Source organism: Halorubrum persicum, from assembly GCF_002727125.1.
Lineage (GTDB): Archaea > Halobacteriota > Halobacteria > Halobacteriales > Haloferacaceae > Halorubrum > Halorubrum persicum.
Window position 1 is genome coordinate 34,182 of record NZ_NHOA01000033.1, and the last position, 25,917, is coordinate 60,098.

Below are 25,917 nucleotides of genomic sequence, written 5' to 3' on the forward strand. Positions count from 1 at the left end.
ATCGGGAGGGTACCTACACGAACGACGATAGAGACACGCACACGCCGCGGATCTAATGCACGTTCGTGATGTGTTCTCGGCGTTGGACCGTAATCGGTTTTACCTCCCGCCCAGAATCACCGGGTCGTATGACACTCACCATCGTCGGCTCTCAGCTGGGAGACGAGGGCAAGGGCGCGCTCGTCGACCGGTGGGGAGGGGACGCGGACGTTGTAGTCCGTTATCAGGGCGGCGACAACGCCGGCCACACCGTCGTCGAAGGCGGCGTCGAGTACAAGCTGTCGCTCGTCCCGAGCGGCGCGGTTCGGGGCACGACCGGTATCCTCGGCAACGGATGCGTCGTCAACCCGAAGACGCTGTTCACCGAGATCGACGACCTTCGAGAGCGCGGGCTCGACCCGGACGTGCGGGTCGCCCGTCGGGCGCACGTGATCCTCCCGTACCACCGCGTGCTGGACGGGATCGAAGAGGAGGTCAAGGCGGACGACGATGCCGGCGACGCGGTCGGCACGACCGGTCGCGGCATCGGTCCGACCTACGAGGATAAGGCCGGTCGCCGGGGGATCCGGATCGCGGACCTGCTCGACCCCGACGTGCTCCGCGAGAAGCTCGAATACGCGGTCCCGCAGAAGCGCGCGCTCGTCGAGGAGGTGTACGGTCTCGACCTCGACGACGACCGGGCCGAGGCGTTCGACGTCGACGCGCTCCACGAGGAGTTCGCCGCGATCGGCGAGCGGCTCGCCGACGAGGGGATGACCGTCAACTGCTCCGACTACCTCCACCGCCGCCACGAGGCGGGCGACGAGATCCTCTTCGAGGGCGCGCAGGGCACCCACATCGACATCGACCACGGCAACTACCCGTTCGTCACCTCCTCGAACCCGACCGCCGGCGCCGCGTCGGTCGGCTCCGGGCTCGGCGTCACCACGGTGGGCGACGGCGAAGTCGTCGGCATCGTGAAGGCGTACCTCTCGCGGGTCGGCGAGGGGCCGCTCCCGACCGAACTCGACGGCGACGCCGACGAAGAGGCGCTCGCCGACGACATCCGCGAGAAGGGTGGCGAGTTCGGGACGGTCACCGGTCGCCCGCGCCGGATCGGCTGGCTCGACCTCCCCATGCTCCGGCACGCCGCGCGCGTCTCCGGCTTCACGGGCGTCGCGGTCAACCACGTCGACGTGCTCGCCGGGTTAGACGAGCTGAAGGTGTGTACGGGGTACGAACTCAACGGGAACGAACTCGACACCGTCCCCACCACGACCGACCGGTGGGAGCGGTGCGAGCCCGTTTACGAGACGCTCGACACGTGGGAGCCGTTCGACTCGGCCGCGGTCGCCGAGAACGGATACGACGCGCTCCCCGAGGCGGCCCGCGAGTACCTTGAGTTCGTCGCCGACGAGATCGACACCCCGATCTACGCGGTCGGCGTCGGTCCCGACCGCGAGGAGACGGTCGAGCTGACGAACCCGTTCGACGAGTAGAACGTTCGCGCGTCTACGGTGCGGACTTCGTGCGGCTATTCCTGCGGATCGATCTCGTTCAGTGCGGCCATATCCTCGTCGGTCAGCGACAGGTCCGCGGCCGCGAGGTTCGATTCGAGATGGTCGACGCTCGACGTGCCCGGGATCGGGAGCGTCACGTCGGAGTGGTCGAGCAGCCACGCCAGGGCGACCTGTCGGGTCGTCGCGTCGCGGCGGTCGGCGACCTCACCGAGCGTGTCGGGGGTCTCGTCGTCGACCGCGTACATCGGCCCCCACGGGATGAACCCCACGTCGTTGCGCTCGCAGGCCCGCAACACGTCCTCGTCGTCGCGGTGGCCGACGTTGTACTGGTTCTGGACGGTGGCGATGTCGACGATCTCGGTGGCGGTCTCTAACTGCTCGACGGTGACGTTCGAGAGCCCGACGTGGGCGATCTGCCCGGCGTCTTTCATCTCCGCGAACGCGTGGACCGACTCCTCGAAGTCGGTGTCCGGGTCGGGGCGGTGGTACTGGTACAGGTCGATCGTGTCGGTCCCGAGTCGGTCGAGGCTACACAGCACCTGATTCTTCAGGAAGTCGGGGTCGCCGTGGGGGAGCCAGTCGCCCTCACGGTTGCGAAGCAGGCCGGCCTTCGAGGCGACGACGGCGTCGTCCGGATCACCGAGCGCCTCGCCGATCAGGCGCTCCGAGACGCCCGGCCCGTAGGAGTCGGCGGTGTCAATGAAGTCGACACCGAGTTCGACGGCGCGCTGGAGAACCTTTTCGGCCTCGTCCTCGTCGTCGGGTCGTCCGATGATGTCCTCGCCCGTGATCCGCATCGCGCCGAAGCCGAGGCGGTTGACGGTCAGATCGCCGCCGATGTCGAACGTGCCGCTCCGGCCGGTGGTGTCTGAAGCCATGGTCGAACGTTCGCGTGCCACGCGGAAAGCCGTGGGGATGGCGGAAGGGCGTGCTTCGAAGGTCGCGTTCCGATGTCGTACCGAGTCGCCTGTCTTGCGTGCGTCGCTACTCATAAACCGCCCCCGCGTGATCGTGAGGTATGGACGCCGAGCGCGAGGTACTCGACGTGTTGGCGCGGAACGCCCGCGAGGACATCGACGACATCGCGGCCCAGACGGGCCTCGACGCGGACGCGGTAGCGGACGCGATCGACGAGCTGGAGGTGAACAACGTGGTCCACGGCTATCAGGCCGTCGTCGATTGGGACCGCGTCGACGAGGGGAAGATCCGGGCGATCGTGGAGATAAACGTCGAGCTCGACCGCGAGACCGGCTACGAGCAGGTCGCCGACCGGATCGCGAAGTTCCCCGCGGTCGACGCCCTCCACCTCGTCTCCGGCGACTACGACTTCGCCGTCGAGGTGCTCGGCGAGACGATGCAGGACGTCTCGCGGTTCATCTCCGAGCAGGTCGCGCCCATGCCCGAGGTCACCCAGACGGTGACCCACTACATCATGGAGACCTACAAGGACGGCGGGATCCGGTTCGAAGACGGCGACGACGACGACCGCCTCTCCGTCTCCCCATGAGGCTGTCCGACCGAGCCCGCGACCTCCCCGAGTCGGGGATCCGGAAGTTCTTCGAACTCGCGGAGGCGCGGGACGACGTGATCTCGCTGGGGGTCGGCGAGCCCGACTTCTCGGCGCCGTGGGCCGCCCGGACCGCCGCGATCGATTCGCTCGAGCGCGGGAAGACCTCCTACACCTCGAACCGCGGAATGGCCGAGCTCCGCGAGCGGATCGCGACCCATCACGAGCGGTACGACCAGACGTACGACCCGGCCGAGGAGGTGCTCGTCACGACCGGCGCGAGCGAGGCGGTCGATCTGGCGTTCCGCGCGCTCGTCGACCCGGGCGACACGGTCGCGGTCCACGAGCCGACGTACATCTCCTACGGCCCGGGGATCGAACTCGCCGGCGGCGAACAGTTGACGGTCCCGACCCGCCCGGAGGACGACTTCGCGCTCACGCGGGAGTCGCTCGAGGCGGCGGGCGCCGCGGAGGCCGACCTGCTCGTCTGCTGTTACCCGAACAACCCGACGGGCGCGACGATGACCGAAGAGGAGTACGCCGAGGTCGCCGCATTCTGCCGCGACAACGACCTCCGCGTGATCGCCGACGAGATCTACTCCGCGCTCACCTACGGCGCCGACCACGCTTCGATCGCGACCCAGCCGGGGATGCGCGAGCGGACGGTGGTCGTCAACGGGTTCTCGAAGGCGTACGCGATGACCGGTCTTCGACTGGGGTACGCGCTGGGCCCCATGGACGCGATCGACGCGATGAACCGGATCCACCAGTACACGATGCTGTCGGCCCCGACGACGCCGCAGTACGCGGCGATCGAGGCGCTCGATCGCTGCGACGACGAGGTGGCCGAGATGGTCGACGAGTACAACCGCCGGCGTCGACTGGTCGTCTCTCGGTTCAACGAGATGGGCCTCGACACCTTCGAGCCGGGCGGCGCGTTCTACGCGTTCCCCGACTGCGGCGGCGACGACGAAGTCTTCGCCGAGGAGCTGCTGGAGGCGCAGGGCGTCGCGGTCGTCCCCGGCTCCGTCTTCGGCGAGGGCGGCGAGGGCCATCTCCGGGTGTCGTACGCGACCTCGATGCGCGAACTGAAGGAGGCGACCGACCGGATCGCGACGTTCGTCGAGAACCGCTGAGGCGCCGTTCGCCGACACGTAAACGGACAACTCCTCGCCAATTGTCTTTCGTTCGCTAACGATTATCACGCATTATCCTGATACTTCGTGTATGGAGTTCCAGCTAACGGACGAGCAGAAGCACCTGCGAGACGAGGTTCGCCGGTTCGCGGACGAGGAGATCCGACCGGTCGCGACCGAGTACGACGTGAACGAGGAGTACCCACACGAGGTGATGGAGAAGGCGGCCGACATGGGGCTGCTCGCGCCGCACGTGCCGGTCGAGTACGGCGGAGTCGGCTACTCCTCGCTGGAGAACGCGATCCTCACCGAAGAGCTGTTCGCCGCCGATCCCGGGATCGGCCTCTGCGTCTCCAGTGCCGGCTTCGGCGCCGAGGCGCTGATGGAGTTCGGCACCGAGGACCAGAAGGAGCGCGTCCTCCCCGAGGTGACCGCCGGGGACGCGGTGATGGGTTCGGCCATCTCGGAGCCGCAGGCCGGCTCCGACGTGACGTCGGTCGCCACCCGCGCCGAGAAGGACGGCGACGAGTGGGTGATCAACGGCTCGAAGATGTGGATCACGAACGGCACCGTCGCCGACTACTTCGTCGTCGTCTGCGAGACCGACCCGGAGATCGACGACCGCTACTCCGGCTACTCGCAGATCCTCGTCGAGGGCGACCGCGACGGGCTCACTCGCGACAAGATCACCGGAAAGCTCGGGATCCGCGCGAGCGACACCGCCGAGCTGCGGTTCGACGACGTCAGGGTGCCGGAGGAGAACCTGATCGGCCAGCGCGGAATGGGCTTTCTCCAGCTCATGCAGTTCTTCGACGAGACCCGCACCGCGGTCGCCGCGCAAGGGGTCGGGATCGCCCGCGGCGCGGCCGAGCGCGCGCTGGAGTACGCCGAGGAGCGCGAGCAGTTCGACCGCCCGATCAGCGACTTCCAGGCGATCAAACACAAGCTCGCCGAGATGCACACGAACACCGAGGCGGCGCGCTGGCTCACCTACCGCTCGGCGTGGGCGGTCGACAACGAGTCGGGCGACCTGACCGCGCTCGCGTCGATGGCGAAGGAGTTCGCCTCCCGGACCGCCGTCGAGGTCGCCGACGAGGCGGTCCAGATCCACGGCGGCGCCGGCTTCGTCAACGATCACGATGTCGAGCGGCTCTACCGCGACGCGAAGATCACCCAGATATACGAGGGGACCACGGAGATCCAGAAGAACATCATCGCCCGTGAACTGCTAGGCGAGGGGGTGTGAGCCCCGTTTCACGGGGCGGCTGGTTGCCGATACCCCCGATCGGTGGCTAAAAAGTTTCGGCAACGAACAATGAGGCATGAGCAACGCTAACGCGGCGGAGCGTCTGAAGCGTCAACGAGACGACCTGCGACTGTTGAATCAGGTGATGCGTCACGACATCAGGAACGACCTGCAGCTCGTGGAGGCGTACGCGGAGCTGCTCGACGACCACGTCGACGAGGAGGGCGAGGAGTACCTCTCGGTGATCAAAGAGAGCGCACGCAACGCCGTCGGGCTGACGACGTCCGCGCGCGACCTCGCGCAGGTGATGCTCCGTGACGAGGCCGAGCCGACGAGCGTCTCGCTCAGTCGGGAACTCTCCCAGCAGGTCGAGGAGGTGCGGTCCGCCTACCCGGGAGCGGTCGTGACGGTCGAGGGGTCGTTCCCGGAGTGCGAGGTCGTCGGCGACGAGATGCTCGGGTCGGTGTTCCGAAACGTCCTCCGGAACGCGATCCAGCACAACGACGAGACCCCCGCGGAAGTGGTGGTGTCCGCCGTCGAACGCGACGGCGAGGTCGCGGTGCGCATCGCCGACAACGGTCCGGGGATCCCCGAAGACCACCGCGAAGAGGTGTTCGGGAAAGGCGAGAAAGGGCTCGACAGCCCGGGTGCGGGGATCGGGCTCTACCTCGTGCGATCGCTCGTCGACCTGTACGGCGGCGACGTGTGGATCGAGGACAACGAGCCGAAGGGCACCGTGTTCGTCATCACGCTCCCGGTGGCCGAGTGACGAGGAATCGCATCGCTCCGGCCACGCCGGGAGCGCTCACTCTTCGTCGTACTCCATCGCGACCGAGTTGATGCAGAACCGCTTGCCGGTGGGTTCGGGCCCGTCGTCGAACACGTGCCCGAGGTGTGAGTCGCAGTTCGCACACCGGACCTCGGTGCGGCGCATCCCGTGGCTGGTGTCGACCGTCGTCGTCACCGACTCCTCCTCGGCGGCGTAGAAGGCGGGCCAGCCGCAGCCGGACTCGTACTTCGTCTCGGCGTCGAAGAGGACCGTTCCGCAGGCGGCACAGCGGTACTCCCCGTCGTCGGGGTGGTGGTCGACGTACTCCCCGGAGAACTTCGCCTCCGTGCCGCTCTCGCGGAGCACGCGGTACTCCTCCTCGGAGAGCCGTTCGCGCCACTCCGCGTCGGTCAGGGCTTTCGGGTCGGCCTGCTCCCGATCGTCGGTTTCGCTCATGCCCTGCGTACGAGCCCCACGCTCAAGGCGGTTGCGGCGGTCGCGACGGCAGCCCCACGCCCCGCGCCCGCAAACCGTATTCGGGTGGCCGCTCATCGGTGACCATGGCACGCGAGGTCACGCACGAGGAGAACGGACCGACGATACTCGACGAGTCCGACACCGGCGACGACGGGAAGATATACGTCTGCCGGTGCGGGCTCTCCGATTCGAAGCCGCTCTGTGACGGCTCGCACAATGCGACCGCGGACGAGGAGGACGGGGTCGTGTACAAGTACGACGGCGACGACCCGGACGGCGAGCGCCGCGCGATCGACGAGATCGTGTACGAGCGGGAGTAGCGTCTCGGATCGGCTCCGGCGAGGCCCTTACAACACGCCCATGTCGTTGAGCCGCTCGGGCAGATAGGTGTCGGTGACGAAGTCGAGCCCGCGGCTCGCGAGCGACTGCTGTTCGGACTTCTTCCCGATGTCGAGCTGGAGCTCGATCTGCTCCTCCCAGTAGTCGGTCTGGAACCGCGGGTCCTCGAGCTCCGATTCGAGGGCGTTCACGTCCGAGTCGGAGAGCGGGTCCGAGGGCAGGTCGTACTCGACGATGTCCTCCGGCTGGATGCCGATGAACCGCGCCTCGGGGGTCGCGAGGTACTTCGAGAGGTGGGCGGACTTGATCGAGCCGTACGCGACGGAGCCGTAGATCCGGTAGGACCACGGGTCGCCGTCGGTGAACACCACGACCGGGAGGTCGAGCTCGTCGCGGAAGCGCTTCGTCAGCCGGCGCGTGGCGCGGGCGGGCTGTCCGCCGAGGTGAACGACCAGCGCGTCGTGCTCCTCGTCGAACCCGTTTTCGACCAGCCGGTCGCGCATCCCGCCGGTCTCGACGCAGAGGACGAACTCGGCGTCGTTGTCGAGGAACTCGATGGTGTCCGGGTTGTTCGGGATCTGGTAGCCGCCCTGCCCCACGTCGAGCTGACAGTGGATCTCGCGTTCACCGCGGTTGGTCTGCTCGCGGAGGAGCAGCGGTCCCATCACCTTCGCGCCCGACTCCTCCGGGCGCATGTGGAAGTCCTCGCGGGTGACGCCGGTGACGATCTCCAAGTCCTCGACGAGGTCGTTCGACTCGTCCTGTGAGTTGAACTGCGCCTCGTCGTTGTTCCACGACTCGGAGAGGTAGTACAGCTCACGCAGCGTCGACGAGCGGTCGTCGTCGAGCTGGTTCGCGAGGAACTCGATCGTGTAGGCGGCCTTGAGCAGCTTGCGCGCGCCCCGGACCGAGTTGGCGCTGCGCGTCGAGGTGCGGTCGCCGTAGGTCCAGACGCCGCTCTCCTCGTCGTACTCGATGTTGCTCTTCGTCCGCGTCGGGAGCGTCATCTCCGGAATGTCGCCGGCGGCGAACTGGTCGTAGAAGTCCGCGGCCAGGTCGATCAGTTCGTCTCGTGCGTCGCTTTCTGTCGTCATTTACGCGTTCACCGTGAGTTTCTCCGTCTCCACGCCGCCGACGCTGACCTCGAACTCGGGGTCACCGTCGACCGCGTACGTCAGTTCCCGCTCGTCGCCCGAGGGCACCTCGGGTTTCCACTGCACGAACCACTCGCCGTCCATGTCCACGACCGTCCCCTCCGAGAGGTCGGTCGGCTCCGCGGAGACGATGTCCGTGATCTCCACCTGCTCGTTCACGTCCGAGTGATTCTCGACGACGAGCGACACCGTCTCGCCGTTCACCTCGCGCTCGACGCTGACGTTGTTCATGATCCGCGCGAGCGCGCCGTCGATGTCGGGTCGCGGGCGCCCCGTGACCTCCGAGACCTTGTCGGCCATCTCCGGGAGGATCTTGCCGAGCACGTCCTGTTTCTCCCGGCGCTGCTGCATCGAGCGCCGCTTGTTGAGGTACGACTTCAGCTCGCGGGCCGCCTCGCGCACCGCCAGCTCGATCTCGTCTTCGATCGCGGGGACGTTCGCGAGCGCGTCCTTCGACTCGCTCGTGAACGGGACGTTCGTGGAGGCGACGTGGATGCTGATGACGGCCGGGCCGTTCGGGAGCCCCGACCCGCCGGGCTGGTCGAGCCCGTAGTTGCGCCACCCGATGTTCTTGATCACGTCGGTCGTGGCACAGGCGCCGCGCTGGTAGACGAGCGGGACCCGGTTCGCGAACCGGAGCAGCTCGACCGACCCCTCGGCCGGGATCTCGCCGCCGTAGGCGATGCCGGCCTCGACGATGAAGGGGTCGCCGCCGTGGACCTCGGCGTCGCGGGTCGCCGCCGCGTAGAAGTCGGCGTCGTACTCCTTGCGCAGCCCGGCCTCGACGAGCTCGGCCGTGATCGGCGCGAGGCAGTCGGTCGGCGGCGCGAGGATGTCTGTCGTCCGCATCGCCTCCAGCAGGTCGGCCGCGGCGTCGCGGCTCCCCGCGATCGCCGCCACCTTCGGCGGGTCGTCCGGGACCGTGCGCGCCCGCGACCAGAACGCCTCGACGACGTTCTCGCGGGCGGTCTCGCCGAAGGTCGCGTCGTGCTGCTCGGCGACGAACGAGGCCGCGTCCGCGACGAGGCGTTCGAGGTCGTCCGAGGTGATCCGGAAGGCGTCGCCGTCGAGGTTCCCGAACCGGCGCGCGAGCGCCTCGGCCATCGCCCGGACCGCGGCGTCGTCCTTCCGCGTCGACGTGGCGTCGTCGACGAGGGCGTACGCGTCGGCGACGAGCGGCGACTCGGTCGCGCGGCCGTTCTCGTCGTCGCTCGTCTCGCCGTCCGTCTCCTCGCCGTCTCCGGCTCCGGTGATCGCTCGCCACGCGGCGTTGACGGCGTTCGCGCGGACGGTCTCCCCGAACGTCTTGCCCGTGTCGTCCGCGACCGTGTCCGCGACGTTGTCGACGATCGCCGCGAGTTCGGACCGGGAGAGCCGGTCGCTGCTCGCCACCGTCTCGGCGACGCCCTCGGAGAAGGCGGTCGTCGCCTCCTCCCCCTTGTTCGCGACGGCGTCCGCGACGGCGCCCGCCACGTCGCGCTCGTCGTGGGCCCGCGGGGGCGACCACGCGAGCTCCCGGCCGTAGTACACGTCGCGGAAGTTGTCGATCACGTTGTCCGCGGTCTTCTTGCCGACCCGCGTGAACTCCCCCTGCAGGAACCCGGAGACCGAGTACGACTCGGTCGCCTCGAGCATCTTGATCAGCGCGCCCAGCTCCACGCCGTGGGGGTGCGGGCGGATCTCCTCCGTCTCCGCCGGCAGCTCGTCGGTCGCGCGCTCGAACTTCATCGGCTCGTCGAGCCCGGGCTCGCGCAGCTCGAGCCGCGCGTGCGGGTTGACGACCGCGGTGTGTTTCACGTAGTCGTGGAGCTGCTGGCGGGCGCGCATGTTCGCCTCCATCTCCAGTTCGATCCGGGTACCGTGAGGGCGGTCCCACGTCGTCTCCTCGTCGGCCTTGATCTCCGGCTCGTTCGTGTCGGTGTCGATGATGAGCTCGAAGTACTGCGCCCGCGACTGCCCCTTCGGGCGCGAGGTGATCTTGGCGGGCTGGCCCGACGTGAGCTGGGAGTACAGCACCGCCGCCGAGATCCCGATCCCCTGCTGGCCGCGCGACTGCTCGCGCGCGTGGAACCGGCTGCCGTACAGGAGCTTCCCGAACACCTTCGGGAGCTGTTCTTTCGTGATGCCCGGCCCGTTGTCCTCGATGACGAGCCGGTAGTAGTCGCCCACCTCCTCGATCTCGATGTAGATGTCGGGGAGGACGCCGGCCTCCTCGGTCGCGTCGAGGGCGTTGTCGACCGCCTCCTTGACGGCGGTGACGAGCCCACGGGCGCCCGAGTCGAACCCGAGCATGTGTTTGTTCTTCTCGAAGAACTCGGCGATGGAGATCTCGCGCTGGCCCTCGGCCAGCTCCTCCGCGATCCCCTCCTCGTCGCCGATCGTCGACTGGAAGGACGTCATTCGGTGTCTGTCCCTATCCCCGATGCAGGTAAAAACGCACCGGCAGCGGGGCGAAAGTGAATTCCCGGTGGAGCGACCGTCTCGAAGTCGATCATGCAACTCGTTGAGACGGCCACCCCGCGATGGGGACCGGGCTCGAACTGATTTCATACGTTCAGCAACCAAAAGAATCGGATATTTTCATATGAGTTGAATATAATGCCCCTCGTGCACCGTTAACAAGCAACACTCGCCGGAACCTCGATGACGAGGAGGAACGCACATGGATGACGACCATTCGACCCCGAGAGCGAACAGCGCGACTGATCGACCGCGGCGACGGTTCCTCGAGACCGCGGCGGTGACGGTTTCGGCTCTCGCCGCCTCCGGGACGGCCGCCGCCGTCCCCGGCCGAGGCAAGGGAGGCGGCGGCGGAGCGGGGAGCGGCGGCTTCCCGCCGAGCGGGATCACGGCGTACGGCGACGAGGTCGACCTCGGAGCGGGGTCGGTGCGGACGTTCACCACCGAAACGCCGTCGGGGGTCCCGAAGTACCACGGCGTCGAGTTCGACCGGTCGGCCCTGGACGGACTCCCGGACGCCGACGAGCTCGCCGGCGCGCCCGACGAGTACCCGGATAAGTACGGTCCGACCGGCGAGGCGCTGACCGTTCACAGGAAGGCGTCGCTGGAGTTCTTCGTCCCCTTCCCCGACGCGTCGAACACCCCGTTCACGTTCCTCGGGCTGAACTGGAACCCGGAGGGACACCCCGGCGGCGCGGGCGCGTGGCTGACGCCGCACTTCGACATTCACTTCCACACGCTGGAGCCGGCGACGATCGACGCGATCGAGGGGCCGGCCCTCCCGCCGTACGACGAGGTCGTCGAACGGGACGAAAAGGGGCGCCCGACCGCGATCGAGACCGCGCTGGACCGATCGCAGATCCCGTCGGGGTACCAGCGCTCGCCGCCGGTCGCGGCAGGGGAACGGTACATCACCGACATGGGGGAGCACGCGGCGCCGGCCGACGCGCCCGAACTCCCGGACGGACCGGGCGAACCGGGCGATCCGTCGGCGTTCTCGAACACGCTCATCCAGGGGTTCGTGGACGTCGGCGACGGGGACGATCCGCGGCTGGCGTTCGTCGAGCCGATGATCACCCGCGAGTTCTTCCGAAACCACTCCGGCACCGAACGGTACGACGTGCCACAGCCGGAGACGTACCCGTACGACGGCCCCCAGTACCACCCGACCGGCTACAGCGTCCGCGATGTCCCGAGCAGGGACGCGATCGTCGTCGCCGTGCAGGACTTCGACGCGGTCTGATCGCCGCCGCTGTCGCCGGCGCCCGAACGTCTCCTCGGGCCCCCCGTTCAGCTCTCCCCGGCGACAGCTTTCTCCCCGTGACGCCCCTCCGTCCGACCATGTCAGGATGGACCACCGAAGCGATGCCGCGACTGGACGGGAACACGGTGGTCGTCACCGGCGCGAACAGCGGGCTCGGCTACGAGGGGACGCGCGCCTTCGCCGCGAAGGGCGCCACCGTGGTGATGGCGTGCCGGAGCGTCGAGCGCGCCGAGGCCGCGGCCGACGAGCTCCGCGCCGAGGCCGGCGGCGAGGTCGACGGCGACCTCGACGTGCGCGAGTGCGACCTCGCTTCGCTCGACTCGGTGGCGGAGTTCGCCGAGGGCCTGCGAGCGGAGTACGACGCGGTCGACGTCCTCTGTAACAACGCCGGCGTGATGGCGATCCCCCGAAGCGAGACCGATGACGGCTTCGAGACGCAGTTCGGCGTCAACCACCTCGGCCATTTCGCGCTCACCGGACGGCTGTTCCCGCTGTTAACAGACGCCGAGGGTGTCGGCGGCGACGCGCGCGTCGTCACGCAGTCGTCGGGCGCGCACGAGAGCGGCGAGATGGACTTCTCGGACCTCAACTGGGAGGAGTCGTACGGCAAGTGGAAGGCGTACGGTCGGAGCAAGCTCGCGAACCTCCTGTTCGCCTACGAGCTCCAGCGCCGGATCGACGCCGCGACCCGGGAGGGCGACGCCGACCCCGGCGTCCGCAGCGTCGCCTGTCACCCGGGGTACGCCGACACCAACCTCCAGCTGCGCACCGCCGCGGAGAGCGGCAGCCGGCTCATGACGGTCGGGATGCGGCTGGCGAACGCGGTGCTCGGACAGGACGCCGCGACGGGCGCCCTCCCGATGCTGTACGCGGCCACCGCCGACGTCGACGGCGGTGCCTACGTCGAGCCCGGCGGCCTCATGAACATGCGCGGGGCGCCGACGCTCGGCCGCTCCAACGACGCCTCCTACGACCGCGAGGACGCGCGCCGGCTCTGGGAGTACTCGACCGAGGCGACCGGCGTCGAGTATCCACTGTAACTGGCCGCAGCGAACTAGTGGAGCGTCCCCTCCCGCACGCGGTCGTCGTGCGCGAACAGCGCGTACCCCACGTCGACGGGCCGGGCGTCCGTCTCCCCGGCGATCTCGCGGATCGGCTCGATCATCGCGACGTAGTCCGCGGCGTCGAAGCGCTCCTTCCGCCCGTCGAGGTAGCCGAGTCGCTCCAGCGAGGCCCACACGCGGGTGTCGACGACCGCGTGGCGGTCGCCGTCGAGCGCGGCCAGCACGCACGACGCGGTCGGGGCCTGAAACCCCGACAACCCGGTGAGAAGGCGGATCGCCGAGAAGTCACCGTCGACCGCGCGGGCGTTGCGGGTCACCTCCCGACAGCGAGCCTCGGGGTTCCGTTCGACGTGATACGCGCTCCGCGTGGACGACTCGTAGGCGATCTCGTACAGCTGCTCGCGCGTCAGGAACCCCTGCGATCGGTAGCGCTCGCCGAACGCGGCGAGGCGCTCGGGGAGCACGCCCTGCGTCTCCGCGTACCGGTCGAGGTTCTCGGCGACGAACGCGTCAAGGTCGGAGGCGTCCATATCCGATCTCGCCGCTCGCCGACCAAAATCCCGGCGCCGCCGCTACGGCGTGTCATATACGCGAGACGCGTTTCGAGAGCTGTCCGCGTCGAACCGACGACGGTTACAGTCGGGTGAGGTTCGCCGCGCGGGGGCCCTTCTCGGACTCCTCGATCTCGAACTCTACTTCCTGTCCTTCCTCGAGGTCTGGGCCGCCGACGTCTTCCATGTGGAAGAACACGTCGTCGTCAGCGTCGTCAGTCTCGATGAATCCATAGCCGCCGGTGTCGTTGAAGAAGTCGACCTTGCCTGTCGCCATCGCGTCTGGACCAACTCCAGACTAACTGATAAGTGTTGTGTGCCACCGACACCCGGCGTGCGTCCCGGCTCAGTGCCCGCCTCAGATCACTGCTGTGCTCTCGCCATCTCCAGAGAGATGAAGAAGCCGAAGTACGCCGGGACCCCGGCGAGCATGAGCATGTACAACACCCACTGCGGCGCGGCCGAAAACAGGAAGTCGTACAGCAGCGACACGACCGTCACCCAGACGACGGCGAACGCGAGATCCTGTACCATCCCGGTGCCGTTCCCCCGAACGTGGGACCGGACTCGGTCGGCGAGGCTCTTGTCCGCATCGGCGTCGTCGATCTGATCGGTGTCGGTCATGGGTGAACGTCCGCGTCGAAATACGTTGGTGTTCCGGAACGGGTCAGTGCCGGCGCGCCCCCGTGTCGGAGCGCGCCCGGCGGTGATTCACTCCTCGTCGAGGTAGTCGACGACGAGGACGGGGACGTGTGTCGAACGCAGCGTGCGTTCGGTGACGCTCCCGAGGAGCGCCCTCCGGACCCCGGCGCGGCCGTGACTCCCCATCACGATCAGGTCGATGTCGTTGTCCTCGGCGTAGTCGGCGATCACCTTGTGCGGGCGACCGCCCGAGATGTGTTCGACGATCTCGACGCCGCGCTCGGCGCCGCGCTCGGCGACCACGCCGGTCGCCTCGTCCGCCTGCTCTTTCAGCTCTCCCATCTCGTCGAACCGACCCTGTTTGAGCCGGTCGACCTGTTCGGTCCCGAGACTGAAGTTCACGGAGTCGATGTCGACCACGTACAGCGCGTGGACCTCGGCGTCGTACTTCTCCGCGAGGTCGAGCGCGTGGTCGACCGCGGCCTCTGCGACGTCGCTTCCGTCCGTGGGGACAAGAATGCGCTCGTACATTATCGCTCCTCCTCCGCGGTTTCGTCGTCAGCTGCGCGGCCCCCGTCGGTGGCCGCGTCGTCAGCTGCGCGGCCCCCGTCGGTCACAACGTCCTCACCGCCGTCCGCGGCGACGACGTCCTCGGCAGTCTCTTGTTGCCCCATCGGCTCGGGGCTGTGACACTGCCGCACGATCCGCTTCGTTTCGAGGGACGGTTCGTCGGTCGCCAACGAGACGGCGATGGTCACCAGGAACACGATCGGTAGCGTGATGAGCGCCGACCCGATGGCGGGCATCCACTGCGCCAGTCCCGCCGACAGCGGCGCCTCGAGCGACCCGATGTACGTCGGGACGATCTGGTTGATCATCGGGATCGACCAGAGGGTCAGCCCGGTCGTCATGCCGGCGAGCGCTCCCTGCCGGTTGGCGTTCTCCCACCACATGCCGAGGAAGAACATCGGGAACAGCACGGAGCCGGCGAGCGAGAAGGCGTACCCGACGAGCGCGGCGATCGAGGACGCGGGGTTGAGCGCGGCCAGGGTGGTCAGCGCGCCCAGCGCGACGATCGAGAGGCGGCCGACGAGGATCTGCTGGCGCTGCGTCGCGTCCTCGTTGATGATGTTCGTGTAGATGTCGTGGCTGATCGCCGAGGAGCCGGCGATGAACAGCCCGGCGACCGTCGCGATCGCCGCGGCGATACCGCCCGCCGCGACGATGCCGACGAACCAGTCCGGCAGCCCCGACAGCTGCGCCGCCAGCACGACGATGACCTCGCTGGCCGCGCCCGTCATTCCGGGATCGCCGTAGGTCGGGCTGACCGTCTGCGAGTAGAGGTCGGTGCCGAACGCCGCGAATGCGGGGGCACTCCAGTACAGGATACAGATGAAGAACAGCCCCCAGACCGTCGACCAGCGGGCCGTCCGTTCGCTTTCGACCGTGTAGAACCGGACGAGCACGTGCGGCAGCCCGCAGGTGCCGACGATCAGCGAGAACGTCGTGGCGACCCAGAGGTAGTAGCTCGACGAGGCGAATGGTTCGGAGAACTCGCTGCCGAGCTGGCTGATCAGCGCGCCGTACTCGAGCTGCGGCAGCACCGTGGAGTAGCCGTTGGTGTAGCCGACGACGAACAGCCCGACGACGAACGCGAGGATGAGGATCACGTACTGGACCGCCTGGTTCTTCGTGGCGCCCAGCATCCCGGACAGCGTCAGGTAGCCGACGGTGACGACCATCATCGCGACGACCATCACCTGGTACCCGTCTAAGCCGGGGATGAGGCCCCCGTAATCACCGAAGATGTACAGGCCGACGAGCGCCATCCCCTTCGCCTGCCCGATTGCGTAGACGAAGCCGATGAGGAACGTCGTCACCGCCGCGATGGCGCGCGCGGTGTCGGAGTTGAACCGGTCGCCGACGAAGTCCGGCGCCGTGTACTTCCCGAACCGACGCAGCTGCGCGGCGAGGAAGATAAGCAGGATGAAGTATCCCGTCGTCCAGCCGACGACGTACACCAGCCCGTAGAACCCCGCGAGCGCGATCGATGCCGCCATTCCGAGGTACGAGGCGGCCGACATCCAGTTCGCCCCGATCGCCATCCCGTTCTCGACGTTCCCGATGGATCGACCGGCGACCCACATGTTCTCGGTGTCGGCGACGCGGAAGACGAACCCGATAGTGAGGAACAGCCCCAGCATCGCGATCACGAGGATCGACGGTGCCAGCTTGAACGAGATGTCGAGAGCCTCCGGAAGGAGGTCGCTCTGCAGGAGGAGTGAGCTTCCCATCATTCGTCTGCCCCTCCGTCGGCCGCGGCGACCTCAGCACCGCTCGTGGTCTCCGTGGCGGCGCCGTGTTCGATACCGTACTTCTCGTCGAGCGCGTCCCGCTTACGGGAGTACCAGAACGAGAGGATCAGTGCGCTGGTCGGGGCGCCGAACGCGACGAGGAAGTAGTGGAGCGGGAACTGCAGGATCGGCATCGAGTTCGTCATCGTATCGGGCGCGATCCGCGTCAGGGTCACCGGTCCCCACACTGCGATGACCCAGATGGCGAATCCCGTCCAGACGATACGGAGGTGATCGCGCATGTACGGCGTGCTCGGATTCAGGATGTTCACCTCCGCTCCGAGGTAGTCGGTGTCGTTGTGCTTCTGTGCCGCGCCTGTGGCGACGCCGCCGTCGGTGGCCGCGTCGTTCGCTTCGCGGCCCCCATCGGTCGCCGCGTCGTCGGCTGCGCGGCCACCGTCAGTGACCGCGTCGTTCGCTTCGCGGCCCCCATCGGTCGCCGCGTCGTCGGCTGCGCGGCCACCGTCAGTGACCGCGTCGTCCGAGCTTCGTGAGCTATTGTCTGTCATGTGTTGTGGTGTGTGTTGTCGTGGTGTGTTTATGCGATTTTATCGTGATATTTATTCGCGGTGTCGAGCGCGTCGTCTCTCGTCTAGTGTCTCGAAAACGGTGGTGTGGCGGTCAGTCGTTCTCCGCCTTCCGCTGGATCTCCTCGACGATCTCCGGGTTCCGGAGGGTGCTGGTGTTCCCCAGCTCCTTTCCGTCGGCGATGTTCTCGAGCAGGCGGCGCATGATCTTCCCGGAGCGCGTCTTCGGCAGGTCGGGCGTGAACACGACCTGCTCTGGCCGGGCGATCGGGCCGATGGCGTCCTCGACGCCCGCGACGATCGCGTTGCGGAGCTCGTCGTCGCCCTCGTACCCGTCCTCGGTGGTCACGTAGGTGTAGACGGCCTCACCCTTGATGTCGTGGTTGCCGCCGACGACGGCGGCCTCGGCGACCCCTTCGACGCCGACGATCGCCGACTCGATCTCCATGGTCCCGAGCCGGTGGCCCGAGACGTTGAGCACGTCGTCGACGCGTCCGAGGACGGTGATGTAGCCGTCGTCGTCGATCTTCGCCCCGTCCTCGGGGAAGTACACCCAGTCGTCGGGGTCGTCGCTGTCGGTGTCGGAGTACTCCGCCCAGTACTCCTCGATGTAGCGCTCGTCGTTGTTGTACAGCGTCCGGAGCATGCCGGGCCACGGCTTCTGTACCGTGAGGTAGCCGGCCTTTCCGGGATCGACCTCGTCGCCGAGCGTGTCGAGGATCTGTACGTCGAGCCCCGGGATCGGCGGCCCGGCCGCCCCGGGCTTCATGTCCTTCACCCCGGGCAGCGTCGTTACCATCATCCCGCCGGTCTCGGTCTGCCACCAGGTGTCGACGATCGGGCACTCCTTGTTCCCGATGTGCTGGTAGTACCACTTCCACGCGCGGGGGTTGATCGGCTCGCCGACCGTGCCGAGCAGCCGGAGCGAGGAGAGGTCGTGTCGGTCCGGGAACTCCGCGCCCCACTTCATGAACGCCCGGATCGCGGTGGGCGCCGTGTACAGCTGGGTCGCCTCGTGGTCTTCGACGATCTCCCAGAGTCGGTCGCGCTCGGGGTGATCGGGCGTCCCCTCGTACATCACCGTCGTCGTCCCGAGCGCGAGCGGCCCGTAGACGATGTACGAGTGCCCCGTGATCCAGCCGATGTCGGCCGAACAGAAGTACGTGTCATCCGGCTTGATGTCGAGGACCGACCGCGAGGTCCACGACACCCACGAGAGGTAGCCGCCGGTGGTGTGTTTCACTCCCTTCGGCTTCCCGGTCGTCCCCGAGGTGTACATGAGGAACAGCATGTCCTCGGCGTCGCGCATGACCGGCTCGACCTGGGCGCCCTCGTGGTCCGCGACGAGGTCGTCGTAGTCGAGCTGGTCGTCGCCGAGGTCGTGACCGAAGCCGTCGCCGTTCGGACCGAGCCGGTCGACGACGACCGTGGTCGTGTCGTGCTCGACGCCCGCGAGCCCCTCGTTGGCCTTGTCCAGGTGGTCGAGGGGGTCGCCGCGGCGGTAGTAGCCGTCGCAGGTGACGAGATACTCCGAGTCCGCGGAGTTCATGCGGGTCGCGAGCGCGTCCGCCGAGAACCCGGCGAAGACGACGCTGTGGGGCGCGCCGATGCGGGCGCACGCCAGCATCGCGATCGGCAGCTCCGGAATCATCGGCATGTACATCGTCACCACGTCGTCCTCTTCGACGCCCTGCGCTCGGAGCGCGGCCGCGAACTCGTTCACTTCGCGGTGCAGCTCCTCGTAGGTGTAGGTCCGATCCTCCTCGTCGACGGGCTCGCCGACCCACTCGATCGCGGCCTCGTCGCCGCGGTCCTCGAGGTGTCGGTCGAGGCAGTTAGCCGACGCGTTCAGCTCGCCGCCCGTGAACCACTCATAGAAGGGAGGGTTGCTGTCGTCGAGCACCTGGTCGTACTCCGTCTCCCAGTCGAGCAGATCGGCGGCCGCCTCCCAGCACTGCGGCCAGTTCTCGTCGAACTCGTCGTAGACGCCGGGATCGGACACGTTCGCCTGCTCGACGAACGACTCCGGCGGCTCGAACACCTCCTGCTCTTCCAACCTCGCTTCCAGTTGACCGTCTCCCTCTGTCATGGTACGGGCATACCCAACCGATCTCACCATATAAACGCTGGCGCTAAATACGAAAAATCGTGAAGGATTCAGGGCGTGATTCGGCGCATCTCGGTCGTTTCACTCCTGTGTCGGGTGCCGGGCGCGCCGGGCGTCCTCGAAGAGCTCGTCGAGCAGCCTGCGCTGCGCCTTTCGGAGGTGATTGTGGAACGTCGGCGAGGAGACGCCCATGGCGTCGGCCACTTCCTCGGCTGTGCTCCCCCGCGGCCAGTCGAAGTATCCGCCGTGGTACGCGGCCGACAGCGCGGCCCACTGCCGGTCCGTGAACCGGTCCGTGACCCCCTCCCGCAGCGAGTCCTCGCTCCGCGGCGACCGCGGGACCGACTCCTTGCTGGCGAGCCGCGCGTCGGCGAACGCGGCCCGGAACCCGTCGGCGACGGGCCGAACGTCGGCCCCCTCCGGGAGGTCCGCGACGACCCGTACCAGTCCGTCCTCGGCGGTCGCGTCGCGGACGGTCGCGCCGTGCTCGGTGAGCGTCCGGACCGCGGAGCCGCCCTCCACGCGGGCGGACACGTCGCAGCCGTCCTCACGCGTCTCGATCACGCGGAGGTCCGAGACGCCTGACGCGTCGGCGGCCACGTCGGCGAGCGCCTGGGGGTGCGCCCCCTCGACGGAGAGGTAAAAGCGAGAGGCGTCGTCGTCGACCGCCACCGTCGAGGCCAGCTCGATCCGACAGCCGAGCGCCGCGCTCGCTCGGGCGAGGAACGCCCCGTCGTCGCCGGTGTGGAACTCCACCTCGGTCACCGCGTCGGAGTGGAGCAGGTTTCGCCACCGCCCCGCGGTCACGGCCCAGCCGAGACACCGACCGAGTGCCGCGATCTCGCGCCGTTCGACCGGCGAGACGGGTGAGACGGCGGAGGCGGACGATCCCTCGTCGGCGACGACACACAGCGTGCCGTGAGTCACGTCGCGGTAGCGGACGGGAACCGCGACTGCCGGCCGGCCGGCGGTCGCGGTCGCCCCCTCGGTCGCGACCGGCTCCCCCGCCTCGGCCGCGTCTCGGCACAGGCCGTCGCCGCCGACGCCGCGGTCGACCAGCGACTCCCGGTCGACGCCGGCGACGCCCGCGATCTCGACGCGATCGCGGTCCTCCATCCCGCGGATGACCCACGCCTCGGCCCAGCGGTCGGACGCGACCACGCCGCCGGGGACCGCCGTGAGGGGCGTCGACCGGTCGTCTCCGCTCGCGAGCGCCTCGAACCCCTCGAGGGCGGTCGGCGCTGCGTCCGCGGTGGGCCCGTCCGACGAGTCGGCCCGACGGCCGGCGATCGCCGAGGCGATCGCGTCCCCGTCGAGGGGTCCGAGGTAGCCGTCGAGCGTCGCCATCGTCTCCCAACCGCCGGCCTCGCGGACCGCGTGGGGGTCCACGCCGCGGTCGACGAGGAGCCGCCGCGCGAAGGTCCGCCGGAGGTCGCGGGGTGTCGCGTCGGGATCGACCGCCCCGTCGGTTCGCGCGGCGGCGCGCTCCGCGGTCTCGCTCACGATCATCTGGACCCGCCGGGGGGACACGTCGACGAACGGCTCCGACTCGTCGAGGTCCGCGCTCTCCGCGTACCGTCGCAGCTCAGCCGCCAGCGACGCCGGAATCGTCGTCTCGCGGTCGATCTCGCTCCGGTCTCTCGACGGAGGCTTCGCCTCGCCCTCGCCGCCCGCGGCCCCGGTTCCCGTGTCGTCAGCCGGGACGGCGAGGAGAGCGAGGTCCGCGTCGCTCTCCGTCTCTCGGAGGTGTCGCGGGGCGACGCGGGTGATCTCGCCGGTCCGGAGTCCGGCTTCGCCGCCGAGGCGGACGACCAGCGCGGCGCGGTACGTCTCCGCCGCGGTCACGAGCGCGTCGTACGCGTCGGCGTCCAACCCCTCTACCATACGTTTCGTATTCACACAGAGACACGAAGTAAATCTTTTGCTGAGAACGGACGATTTGCGGGTTTTGGCGGTCGCGCCGAGGTTGGGAGCGATCTACCGGCCGTGTCACGCCGCGAGAGCCGTCGAAACCGTTTCGCGTTTTCGAAGAAAGCCGAAACGAAACCGGCACCGAACGGCGAACCGGGAGCACACCGCCCGTTACTCCCCGCGAACCGCCGACTCGATCTCGCCGACGACCTCGGGATTGCGGAGCGCGCTCACGTCGCCGAACTCGTCGCCGCGCGCGATGTCCTCCAGCAGGCGCCGCATGATCTTTCCGGAGCGCGTCTTCGGCAGGTCGGGCGTAAACACGACCCGGTCGGGGCGCGCCACGTCGCCGACCGCTTGCGCCAGTCGCTCGCCGATCGCGTCGCGGATCGACTCGTCCGGGTCGACGTCGCCCCGAGTCGTCACGTACGCGACGATCTGTCCGTCGCCGTCGCCGACGACCGCGGCCTCGGTGACGCCCTCGGCCTCGACGATGGCCGACTCCAGCTCCCCGGTGTTGAACCGGCGGGTGCGGACGTTGATCACGTCGTCGACCCGGCCGAGGATCGTCACGTAGCCGTCCTCGTCGACGGTGGCGCCGTCGCCGGTGCGGTACCGCCACCCGTCCTCGCCGTCCAGCCAGTACTCCCGTCGGTACCGCTCGTCGCCCTCGCGGAGCCCGCGGAGCATGCCGGGCCAGGGCGCGGCGATCGTGAGGTACCCCGGATCGCCGGGATCGACCGGCTCGCCGTCCTCGTCGACGACGCGCGCGTCGATCCCCGGCAGCGGCGGCCCGACCTTCCCGGGCTTCATCGGGGCGATCCCCGGCAGCGTCGCGAGGGAGATGGCGCCCGTCTCGGTCTGCCACCACGTGTCGACGATCGGCGCCTCCCCGCCGCCGACGTGCTCGCGGTACCAGCGCCACGCCTTCGGCGTGATCGACTCGCCGACGGTCCCCAGCAGCCGGATCGAGGACAGGTCGTGGCCGTCGGGGTACTCCGCACCCCACTTCATGAACGACCGGATCGCGGTCGGCGAGGTGTAGAAGACGCTGACGGCGTTGCGCTCGATCAGGTCCCACACGCGGTCGCGGTCGGGGTAGTCGGGCGACCCCTCGTAGAGGACGCTCGTGGTCCCGACGGAGAGGGGACCGTACACGCCGTAGGAGTGCCCCGTGATCCAGCCGATGTCGGCCGCGCACCAGTAGGTGTCGTCGGGGCGCACGTCGAGCACGTTCCGGGTCGTCCACGCGACGTGCGCGAGGTAGCCGCCGGTCGCGTGCTCGACGCCTTTCGGTCGCCCCGTGGTCCCCGAGGTGTACATCACGAAGAGGAGGTCGGTGGCGTCGCGCGCGACCGGCTCGACCGTCACCCCGTCGTGGGCGTCAACGATCGCCTCGTACTCGTGTTCGTCGTCGCCGAGGGGAACGTCGAGCGCGTCGCCGAGCCGGTCGACGACCACCGTCGCCGACAGGTCGGCGTCGGCCCGGAGGCGGGCGTTGTCCGCCTTCGACTTCTGGTTGAACGCGTCCTCCCGGCGGTAGTAGCCGTCGCAGGTGACGAGGTACGACGAGTCGGCGGCGTCGATCCGGGTCGCGAGCGCCTCCGCCGAGAGCCCGGCGAACACGACGTTGTGGGGCGCACCGATACGGGCACAGGCCAGCATCGCGATCGGGAGCTCGGGGATCATCGGGAGGTACAGCGTGACCACGTCGTCCTCCTCGACGCCCAGATCGCGGAGTCCGGCCGCGAGCGCGTTCACCTCCCGGTGGAGGTCGAGGTAGGTGTACGACCTGCGCTCCCCGCGCTTGCCGAACCAGCGGATCGCGAGCTGGTTCCGGCGCTCGTCGAGGTGGCGGTCGACGCAGTTCGCCGCGGCGTTGAGCCGCCCGTCCGGGAACCACTCGTAGAACGGCGGGTCGCTGTCGTCGAGGACGGTCTCGTAGGGGCGATCCCAGTCCAGCAGGTCGGCGGCGCGGTGCCACGCCGACGGCCCCTCCTCGGCGAAGGCCTCGTACAGCTCCGGATCGCTCGCGACGGCCCGATCGCTGAACGCGGTGGGCGGCTCGACAGCCTCGTCGTCGCCGGCGGCGACCCCGTCCATCCGCCGGCCGTCGACTCCGGCGTAATCCATGATACTACCTCGCAATCGAAGGAATGTATACTTTGTCCGCGACCGCGGCACGCGAGCGGAGCCGAGGAGCGGCCCGTGGGATTACGTCGACTCCGCGGGGGCCAGCCCGGCCGCCTTCGACCGGGCGCGGGCGACGATCGAGGGTTTCGCCTCGAAGTCGAGGGTGACCTGGTCGTCCGCGTACGCCTCCCCCTCGACGTGGCCGTGGTCGTGGATCCACGAGACGAGGCTCATCGCGTCGTCGGAGAGGGGGAGGACGAGGCGCTCGCGCTCCCAATCGGGGAGTTCGGACTCGACGCGGTCGCGGAGCTCCGCGACGCCGGCGCCCGTCTTCGCCGAGACGGCCACCGGGTCGGGAGCGACCCCCGAGAGCGCGGCGCGCTTGTCCGCCAGCTCGCCCGGGGCCAGCCGGTCGACCTTGTTGAACACGGTGACGATCGGGGCCTCGTTGCGCTCGTAGAGGGTGTCGTGACTCGTGACGAGCTTCTCGCGCATCTCCTCGACGGACTCGCTGGCGTCGACGACGAGCAGCACGAGGTCCGCGCGGTACACCGAGTCGAGCGTCGACTCGAACGACTCCACGAGCCAGTGGGGGAGGTCGGCGATGAAGCCGACCGTGTCGGTTAAGAGTACGTCGCGCTTCTCCATCTCGGCCCGGCGGGTGGTGGTGCCGAGCGTCGTGAACAGCATGTCCTGCGACTCGGCGGTCGTGTCGAGGTCGGGGTGTCGCTCGGCGTTCTCGTCGACGTCGATCTCGGCCGCGAGCCGGCGCATCAGCGTCGACTTGCCGGCGTTGGTGTACCCCGCGAGCGCGACCAGATCGAAGCCGGAGTTGCGGCGCTGCTCGCGGCGGGACTCCTCCTTCTCCGCGATCGACTCCAGCTCGTCGCGGATCTCCGAGATCTGCCGCTTGATGTCGCGCTCGACGCTCTCGTCGTACTCGCCGAGCCCCATGAACCCCGGGCGCTCGTCGCGCTTCGCGAGGCTCGCCTTCGCCTCGGCGCGCGGGAGCTCGTAGCGGAGCTCCGCCAGCTCGACCTGGAGCTGTGCCTTTCGGGTGTTGGCGCGCTGGCCGAAGATCTCGAGGATGAGCGTGAACCGGTCGATCACCTCGACGCCCTCGGGGAGCTCGCCCCCGATGTTGAACGTCTGGTAGGGCCCCACGTCGTTGTCGATGACGACGGCGGTCGCGTCGGTCCGGCGGACCAGGTCGCGGAGCTCGGCGACCTTCCCCTTCCCGAACATGAACGCGGCGTCCTCGGTGCGGGTCTGGGTGAGCTCGCCGACCACGTCGTAGCCCGCGGCGGCCGCGAGCTGCGTGATCTCGGTCAGGTCCGCCGATCCGGACTCGACGCGTTTGGCGACGACGGCGCGTCGCTCGGCGGCGCTCGGCTCGGTGTCGGTGGTCCTCCCCTCGACGCCCCCGGTCATAGCAGGAGGTCGCGAGCGGCGTACGCGGCGTGGTGTGCTGCCTGCACTGTTTCGCGTTCCCCTATGCTCTCGACGTATTTAAAGTCGGGTTGGAAGCTCAGCCCCACCCGATCCGCGGGCTCCTCGTAGAACTCGCCGCCCTCCGCGACGATCGGTCCCTCCGGCGGCTCCGGAAGGTTCCCGACCGCCTCGGCGGTGAGCGCGACGGTCGCCTCGAGGGTCGGCCCCTCGCGGACGGCGGCGAAGCCCATCCCTTCGACCGACCGGATCCGCGCCGAGTCGATACGCGCGTGGACCGCGGCCGCGACCATCAGGTACTCGCCCGCCTCCTCGTGGCGACCGCTGATGTCGACGCCGACGACCTCAGGGGTGGGCGCCCGCCACCTCGGTTCGATCGGGACGGGGATTCGTTCCGGCGGCTATCGGGTCCATACGTCCCCGTAGACCGCCTGTCGAATTGAACGTTTCCGTGGTCGACGTCGCCGCTCCCCCGGCGAGAGTGGACACAAACATCTTCACCGGAGGCCGGTCAGTGTGGGTATGGTCCGCCGAATCCGAGGTCCCCTCCCCGCGGTAGCACTGGTTCTTGTACTCCTCTTGGCTGGCTGTTCCGGGTTACCTGCCACGGACCGACAGGAATCGGCTTCCGAACCGACGGTGGAGAACTTCTCGTATCCGTCGGGGTGGTCACAGGACGGGATCGCAGACCTCCCTGTCGCGCTGGAAACGCACGAGGAGACGGTGAACAACACCTCCCGCAGAAGTCGGTTGAGCATTATCGACGAGGACAGCAATCGCACGACGGTGAGAGCGGTAGACACCGAGTCCGGCACCGCCTCAGTGCGATGGAGCGATACGCTGTTCGGGAGCGACGTTCACTCCTACTACAGCGCCGAGGGCGTGTTCGAGTACGACCGAACGACGGGAGAGCTGACCCGGCGTCTCGACGAGAATTGGACACAAGACCGCGTCGCCTCGCACGAGCGGTTGCGACTGCAACGATCCCTCTCGGAACTCGAAGCGAACGCGACCGAGACGGTCACCGTCGAGGGGACGACGGCCGTCCGGTACAACGTGACCGGCATCAAGGACCCGCTCCGAGTCCCGGCCCACAACGCAACCGGGCACGTCGTCGTCACCGAGAGGGGATACATCGCGGAATTCAATATCACGAGGGGTAACGACGGGTTCACCCGGCAGACGAGACACGACGTTTCTGAGTTCGGAAACGCGACGGTGACCCGGCCCGCGTGGATGCCGGTGGAGTAGCGCTCGACTGCGTCAGGCGAGTCCGCTCCGGCTTACGCCGGATCGAACACCGACCGACTCCGTCGGTCGAGCACGAC

At 68.5% G+C, this 25,917-nt stretch carries 24 protein-coding genes; 9 read left to right on the forward strand and 15 right to left on the reverse strand.

Going from position 1 to position 25,917, the window contains the following annotated elements; all coding sequences use genetic code 11:
- Positions 1–128: 128 nt before the first annotated feature.
- On the forward strand, positions 129–1,478 hold the full coding sequence (locus DJ69_RS05210) for an adenylosuccinate synthase (RefSeq protein WP_099254625.1): 1,350 nt from the start codon (positions 129–131) through the stop codon (positions 1,476–1,478).
- Positions 1,479–1,513: 35 nt separating this feature from the next.
- Here DJ69_RS05210 and DJ69_RS05215 read toward each other — a convergent pair whose 3' ends face one another.
- On the reverse strand, positions 1,514–2,377 hold the full coding sequence (locus DJ69_RS05215; protein ID WP_099254626.1) for an aldo/keto reductase: 864 nt from the start codon (positions 2,375–2,377) through the stop codon (positions 1,514–1,516).
- A 140-nt stretch (positions 2,378–2,517) separates the two neighbouring features.
- Between DJ69_RS05215 and DJ69_RS05220 the strand changes: the two genes are divergently transcribed.
- From DJ69_RS05220 to DJ69_RS05235, 4 genes are all read left to right on the forward strand, one after another.
- Complete coding sequence (locus tag DJ69_RS05220; RefSeq protein ID WP_099254627.1) at positions 2,518–3,006, forward strand: Lrp/AsnC family transcriptional regulator; 489 nt, start codon at positions 2,518–2,520, stop codon at positions 3,004–3,006.
- Positions 3,003–4,142, forward strand: a complete 1,140-nt coding sequence (locus tag DJ69_RS05225; RefSeq protein ID WP_099254628.1) for a pyridoxal phosphate-dependent aminotransferase — start codon at positions 3,003–3,005, stop codon at positions 4,140–4,142. Before DJ69_RS05220 ends, DJ69_RS05225 begins: the two co-directional genes overlap by 4 nt.
- Positions 4,143–4,233: 91 nt before the next feature.
- Positions 4,234–5,388 (forward strand): acyl-CoA dehydrogenase family protein, encoded by a 1,155-nt coding sequence (locus tag DJ69_RS05230; protein ID WP_099254629.1) that lies wholly within the window; start codon positions 4,234–4,236, stop codon positions 5,386–5,388.
- Between the two features lie 76 nt (positions 5,389–5,464).
- Entirely contained in the window at positions 5,465–6,157 is a 693-nt protein-coding gene (locus DJ69_RS05235; RefSeq protein WP_099254630.1) for a sensor histidine kinase, read from the forward strand.
- 36 nt (positions 6,158–6,193) lie between these two features.
- Here DJ69_RS05235 and msrB read toward each other — a convergent pair whose 3' ends face one another.
- A complete protein-coding gene (msrB, locus tag DJ69_RS05240) occupies positions 6,194–6,613 on the reverse strand; it encodes a peptide-methionine (R)-S-oxide reductase MsrB (RefSeq protein WP_099254631.1) in 420 nt (139 codons plus the stop codon).
- A 104-nt stretch (positions 6,614–6,717) separates the two neighbouring features.
- Between msrB and DJ69_RS05245 the strand changes: the two genes are divergently transcribed.
- Entirely contained in the window at positions 6,718–6,954 is a 237-nt protein-coding gene (locus DJ69_RS05245; protein WP_099254632.1) for a CDGSH iron-sulfur domain-containing protein, read from the forward strand.
- Between the two features lie 27 nt (positions 6,955–6,981).
- On the opposite strand, the gene DJ69_RS05250 is transcribed toward DJ69_RS05245, so the two are convergent.
- A complete protein-coding gene (locus DJ69_RS05250) occupies positions 6,982–8,067 on the reverse strand; it encodes a DNA topoisomerase IV subunit A (RefSeq protein ID WP_099254633.1) in 1,086 nt (361 codons plus the stop codon).
- On the reverse strand, positions 8,068–10,527 hold the full coding sequence (locus DJ69_RS05255) for a DNA topoisomerase VI subunit B (protein ID WP_099254634.1): 2,460 nt from the start codon (positions 10,525–10,527) through the stop codon (positions 8,068–8,070).
- A 262-nt stretch (positions 10,528–10,789) separates the two neighbouring features.
- Here DJ69_RS05255 and DJ69_RS05260 point away from each other — a divergent pair, with 262 nt between their 5' ends.
- Positions 10,790–11,830: a hypothetical protein gene (locus DJ69_RS05260; protein ID WP_245851524.1), complete on the forward strand. Its 1,041-nt coding sequence runs from the start codon at positions 10,790–10,792 to the stop codon at positions 11,828–11,830.
- 98 nt (positions 11,831–11,928) lie between these two features.
- Positions 11,929–12,891, forward strand: coding sequence for an oxidoreductase (locus DJ69_RS05265; RefSeq protein WP_099254635.1), 963 nt, complete (start codon positions 11,929–11,931; stop codon positions 12,889–12,891).
- Positions 12,892–12,905: 14 nt separating this feature from the next.
- Here DJ69_RS05265 and DJ69_RS05270 read toward each other — a convergent pair whose 3' ends face one another.
- The 11 genes from DJ69_RS05270 to DJ69_RS05320 form a co-directional block, all read right to left on the reverse strand.
- Positions 12,906–13,445: a hypothetical protein gene (locus DJ69_RS05270; protein ID WP_099254636.1), complete on the reverse strand. Its 540-nt coding sequence runs from the start codon at positions 13,443–13,445 to the stop codon at positions 12,906–12,908.
- 103 nt (positions 13,446–13,548) lie between these two features.
- Positions 13,549–13,743 (reverse strand): cold-shock protein, encoded by a 195-nt coding sequence (locus DJ69_RS05275; protein ID WP_099254637.1) that lies wholly within the window; start codon positions 13,741–13,743, stop codon positions 13,549–13,551.
- An 86-nt stretch (positions 13,744–13,829) separates the two neighbouring features.
- Positions 13,830–14,090, reverse strand: a complete 261-nt coding sequence (locus DJ69_RS05280; RefSeq protein WP_099254638.1) for a hypothetical protein — start codon at positions 14,088–14,090, stop codon at positions 13,830–13,832.
- Positions 14,091–14,177: 87 nt separating this feature from the next.
- Positions 14,178–14,639 (reverse strand): universal stress protein, encoded by a 462-nt coding sequence (locus DJ69_RS05285; protein ID WP_099254639.1) that lies wholly within the window; start codon positions 14,637–14,639, stop codon positions 14,178–14,180.
- Positions 14,639–16,405, reverse strand: coding sequence for a VC_2705 family sodium/solute symporter (locus DJ69_RS05290; RefSeq protein WP_099254640.1), 1,767 nt, complete (start codon positions 16,403–16,405; stop codon positions 14,639–14,641). Before DJ69_RS05290 ends, DJ69_RS05285 begins: the two co-directional genes overlap by 1 nt.
- On the reverse strand, positions 16,402–16,971 hold the full coding sequence (locus tag DJ69_RS05295; RefSeq protein ID WP_099254641.1) for a DUF4212 domain-containing protein: 570 nt from the start codon (positions 16,969–16,971) through the stop codon (positions 16,402–16,404). Before DJ69_RS05295 ends, DJ69_RS05290 begins: the two co-directional genes overlap by 4 nt.
- A 112-nt stretch (positions 16,972–17,083) precedes the next feature.
- Entirely contained in the window at positions 17,084–19,078 is a 1,995-nt protein-coding gene (gene acs, locus DJ69_RS05300) for an acetate--CoA ligase (RefSeq protein ID WP_099254642.1), read from the reverse strand.
- Positions 19,079–19,177: 99 nt separating this feature from the next.
- Positions 19,178–20,980, reverse strand: coding sequence for a bacterio-opsin activator domain-containing protein (locus DJ69_RS05305; RefSeq protein ID WP_099254643.1), 1,803 nt, complete (start codon positions 20,978–20,980; stop codon positions 19,178–19,180).
- Positions 20,981–21,178: 198 nt separating this feature from the next.
- Positions 21,179–23,140 carry an acetate--CoA ligase gene (gene acs, locus DJ69_RS05310; protein ID WP_099254644.1) on the reverse strand — a complete coding sequence of 654 codons (1,962 nt, stop codon included), beginning with the start codon at positions 23,138–23,140 and terminating at the stop codon, positions 21,179–21,181.
- Between the two features lie 81 nt (positions 23,141–23,221).
- Complete coding sequence (hflX, locus tag DJ69_RS05315; protein ID WP_099254645.1) at positions 23,222–24,571, reverse strand: GTPase HflX; 1,350 nt, start codon at positions 24,569–24,571, stop codon at positions 23,222–23,224.
- On the reverse strand, positions 24,568–24,918 hold the full coding sequence (locus DJ69_RS05320; RefSeq protein ID WP_099254646.1) for a DUF2209 family protein: 351 nt from the start codon (positions 24,916–24,918) through the stop codon (positions 24,568–24,570). Before DJ69_RS05320 ends, hflX begins: the two co-directional genes overlap by 4 nt.
- Before the next feature lie 193 nt (positions 24,919–25,111).
- On the opposite strand from DJ69_RS05320, the gene DJ69_RS05325 reads away from it, so the two are divergent.
- A complete protein-coding gene (locus DJ69_RS05325; RefSeq protein ID WP_099254647.1) occupies positions 25,112–25,840 on the forward strand; it encodes a DUF7537 family lipoprotein in 729 nt (242 codons plus the stop codon).
- Positions 25,841–25,917 lie beyond the last annotated feature (77 nt).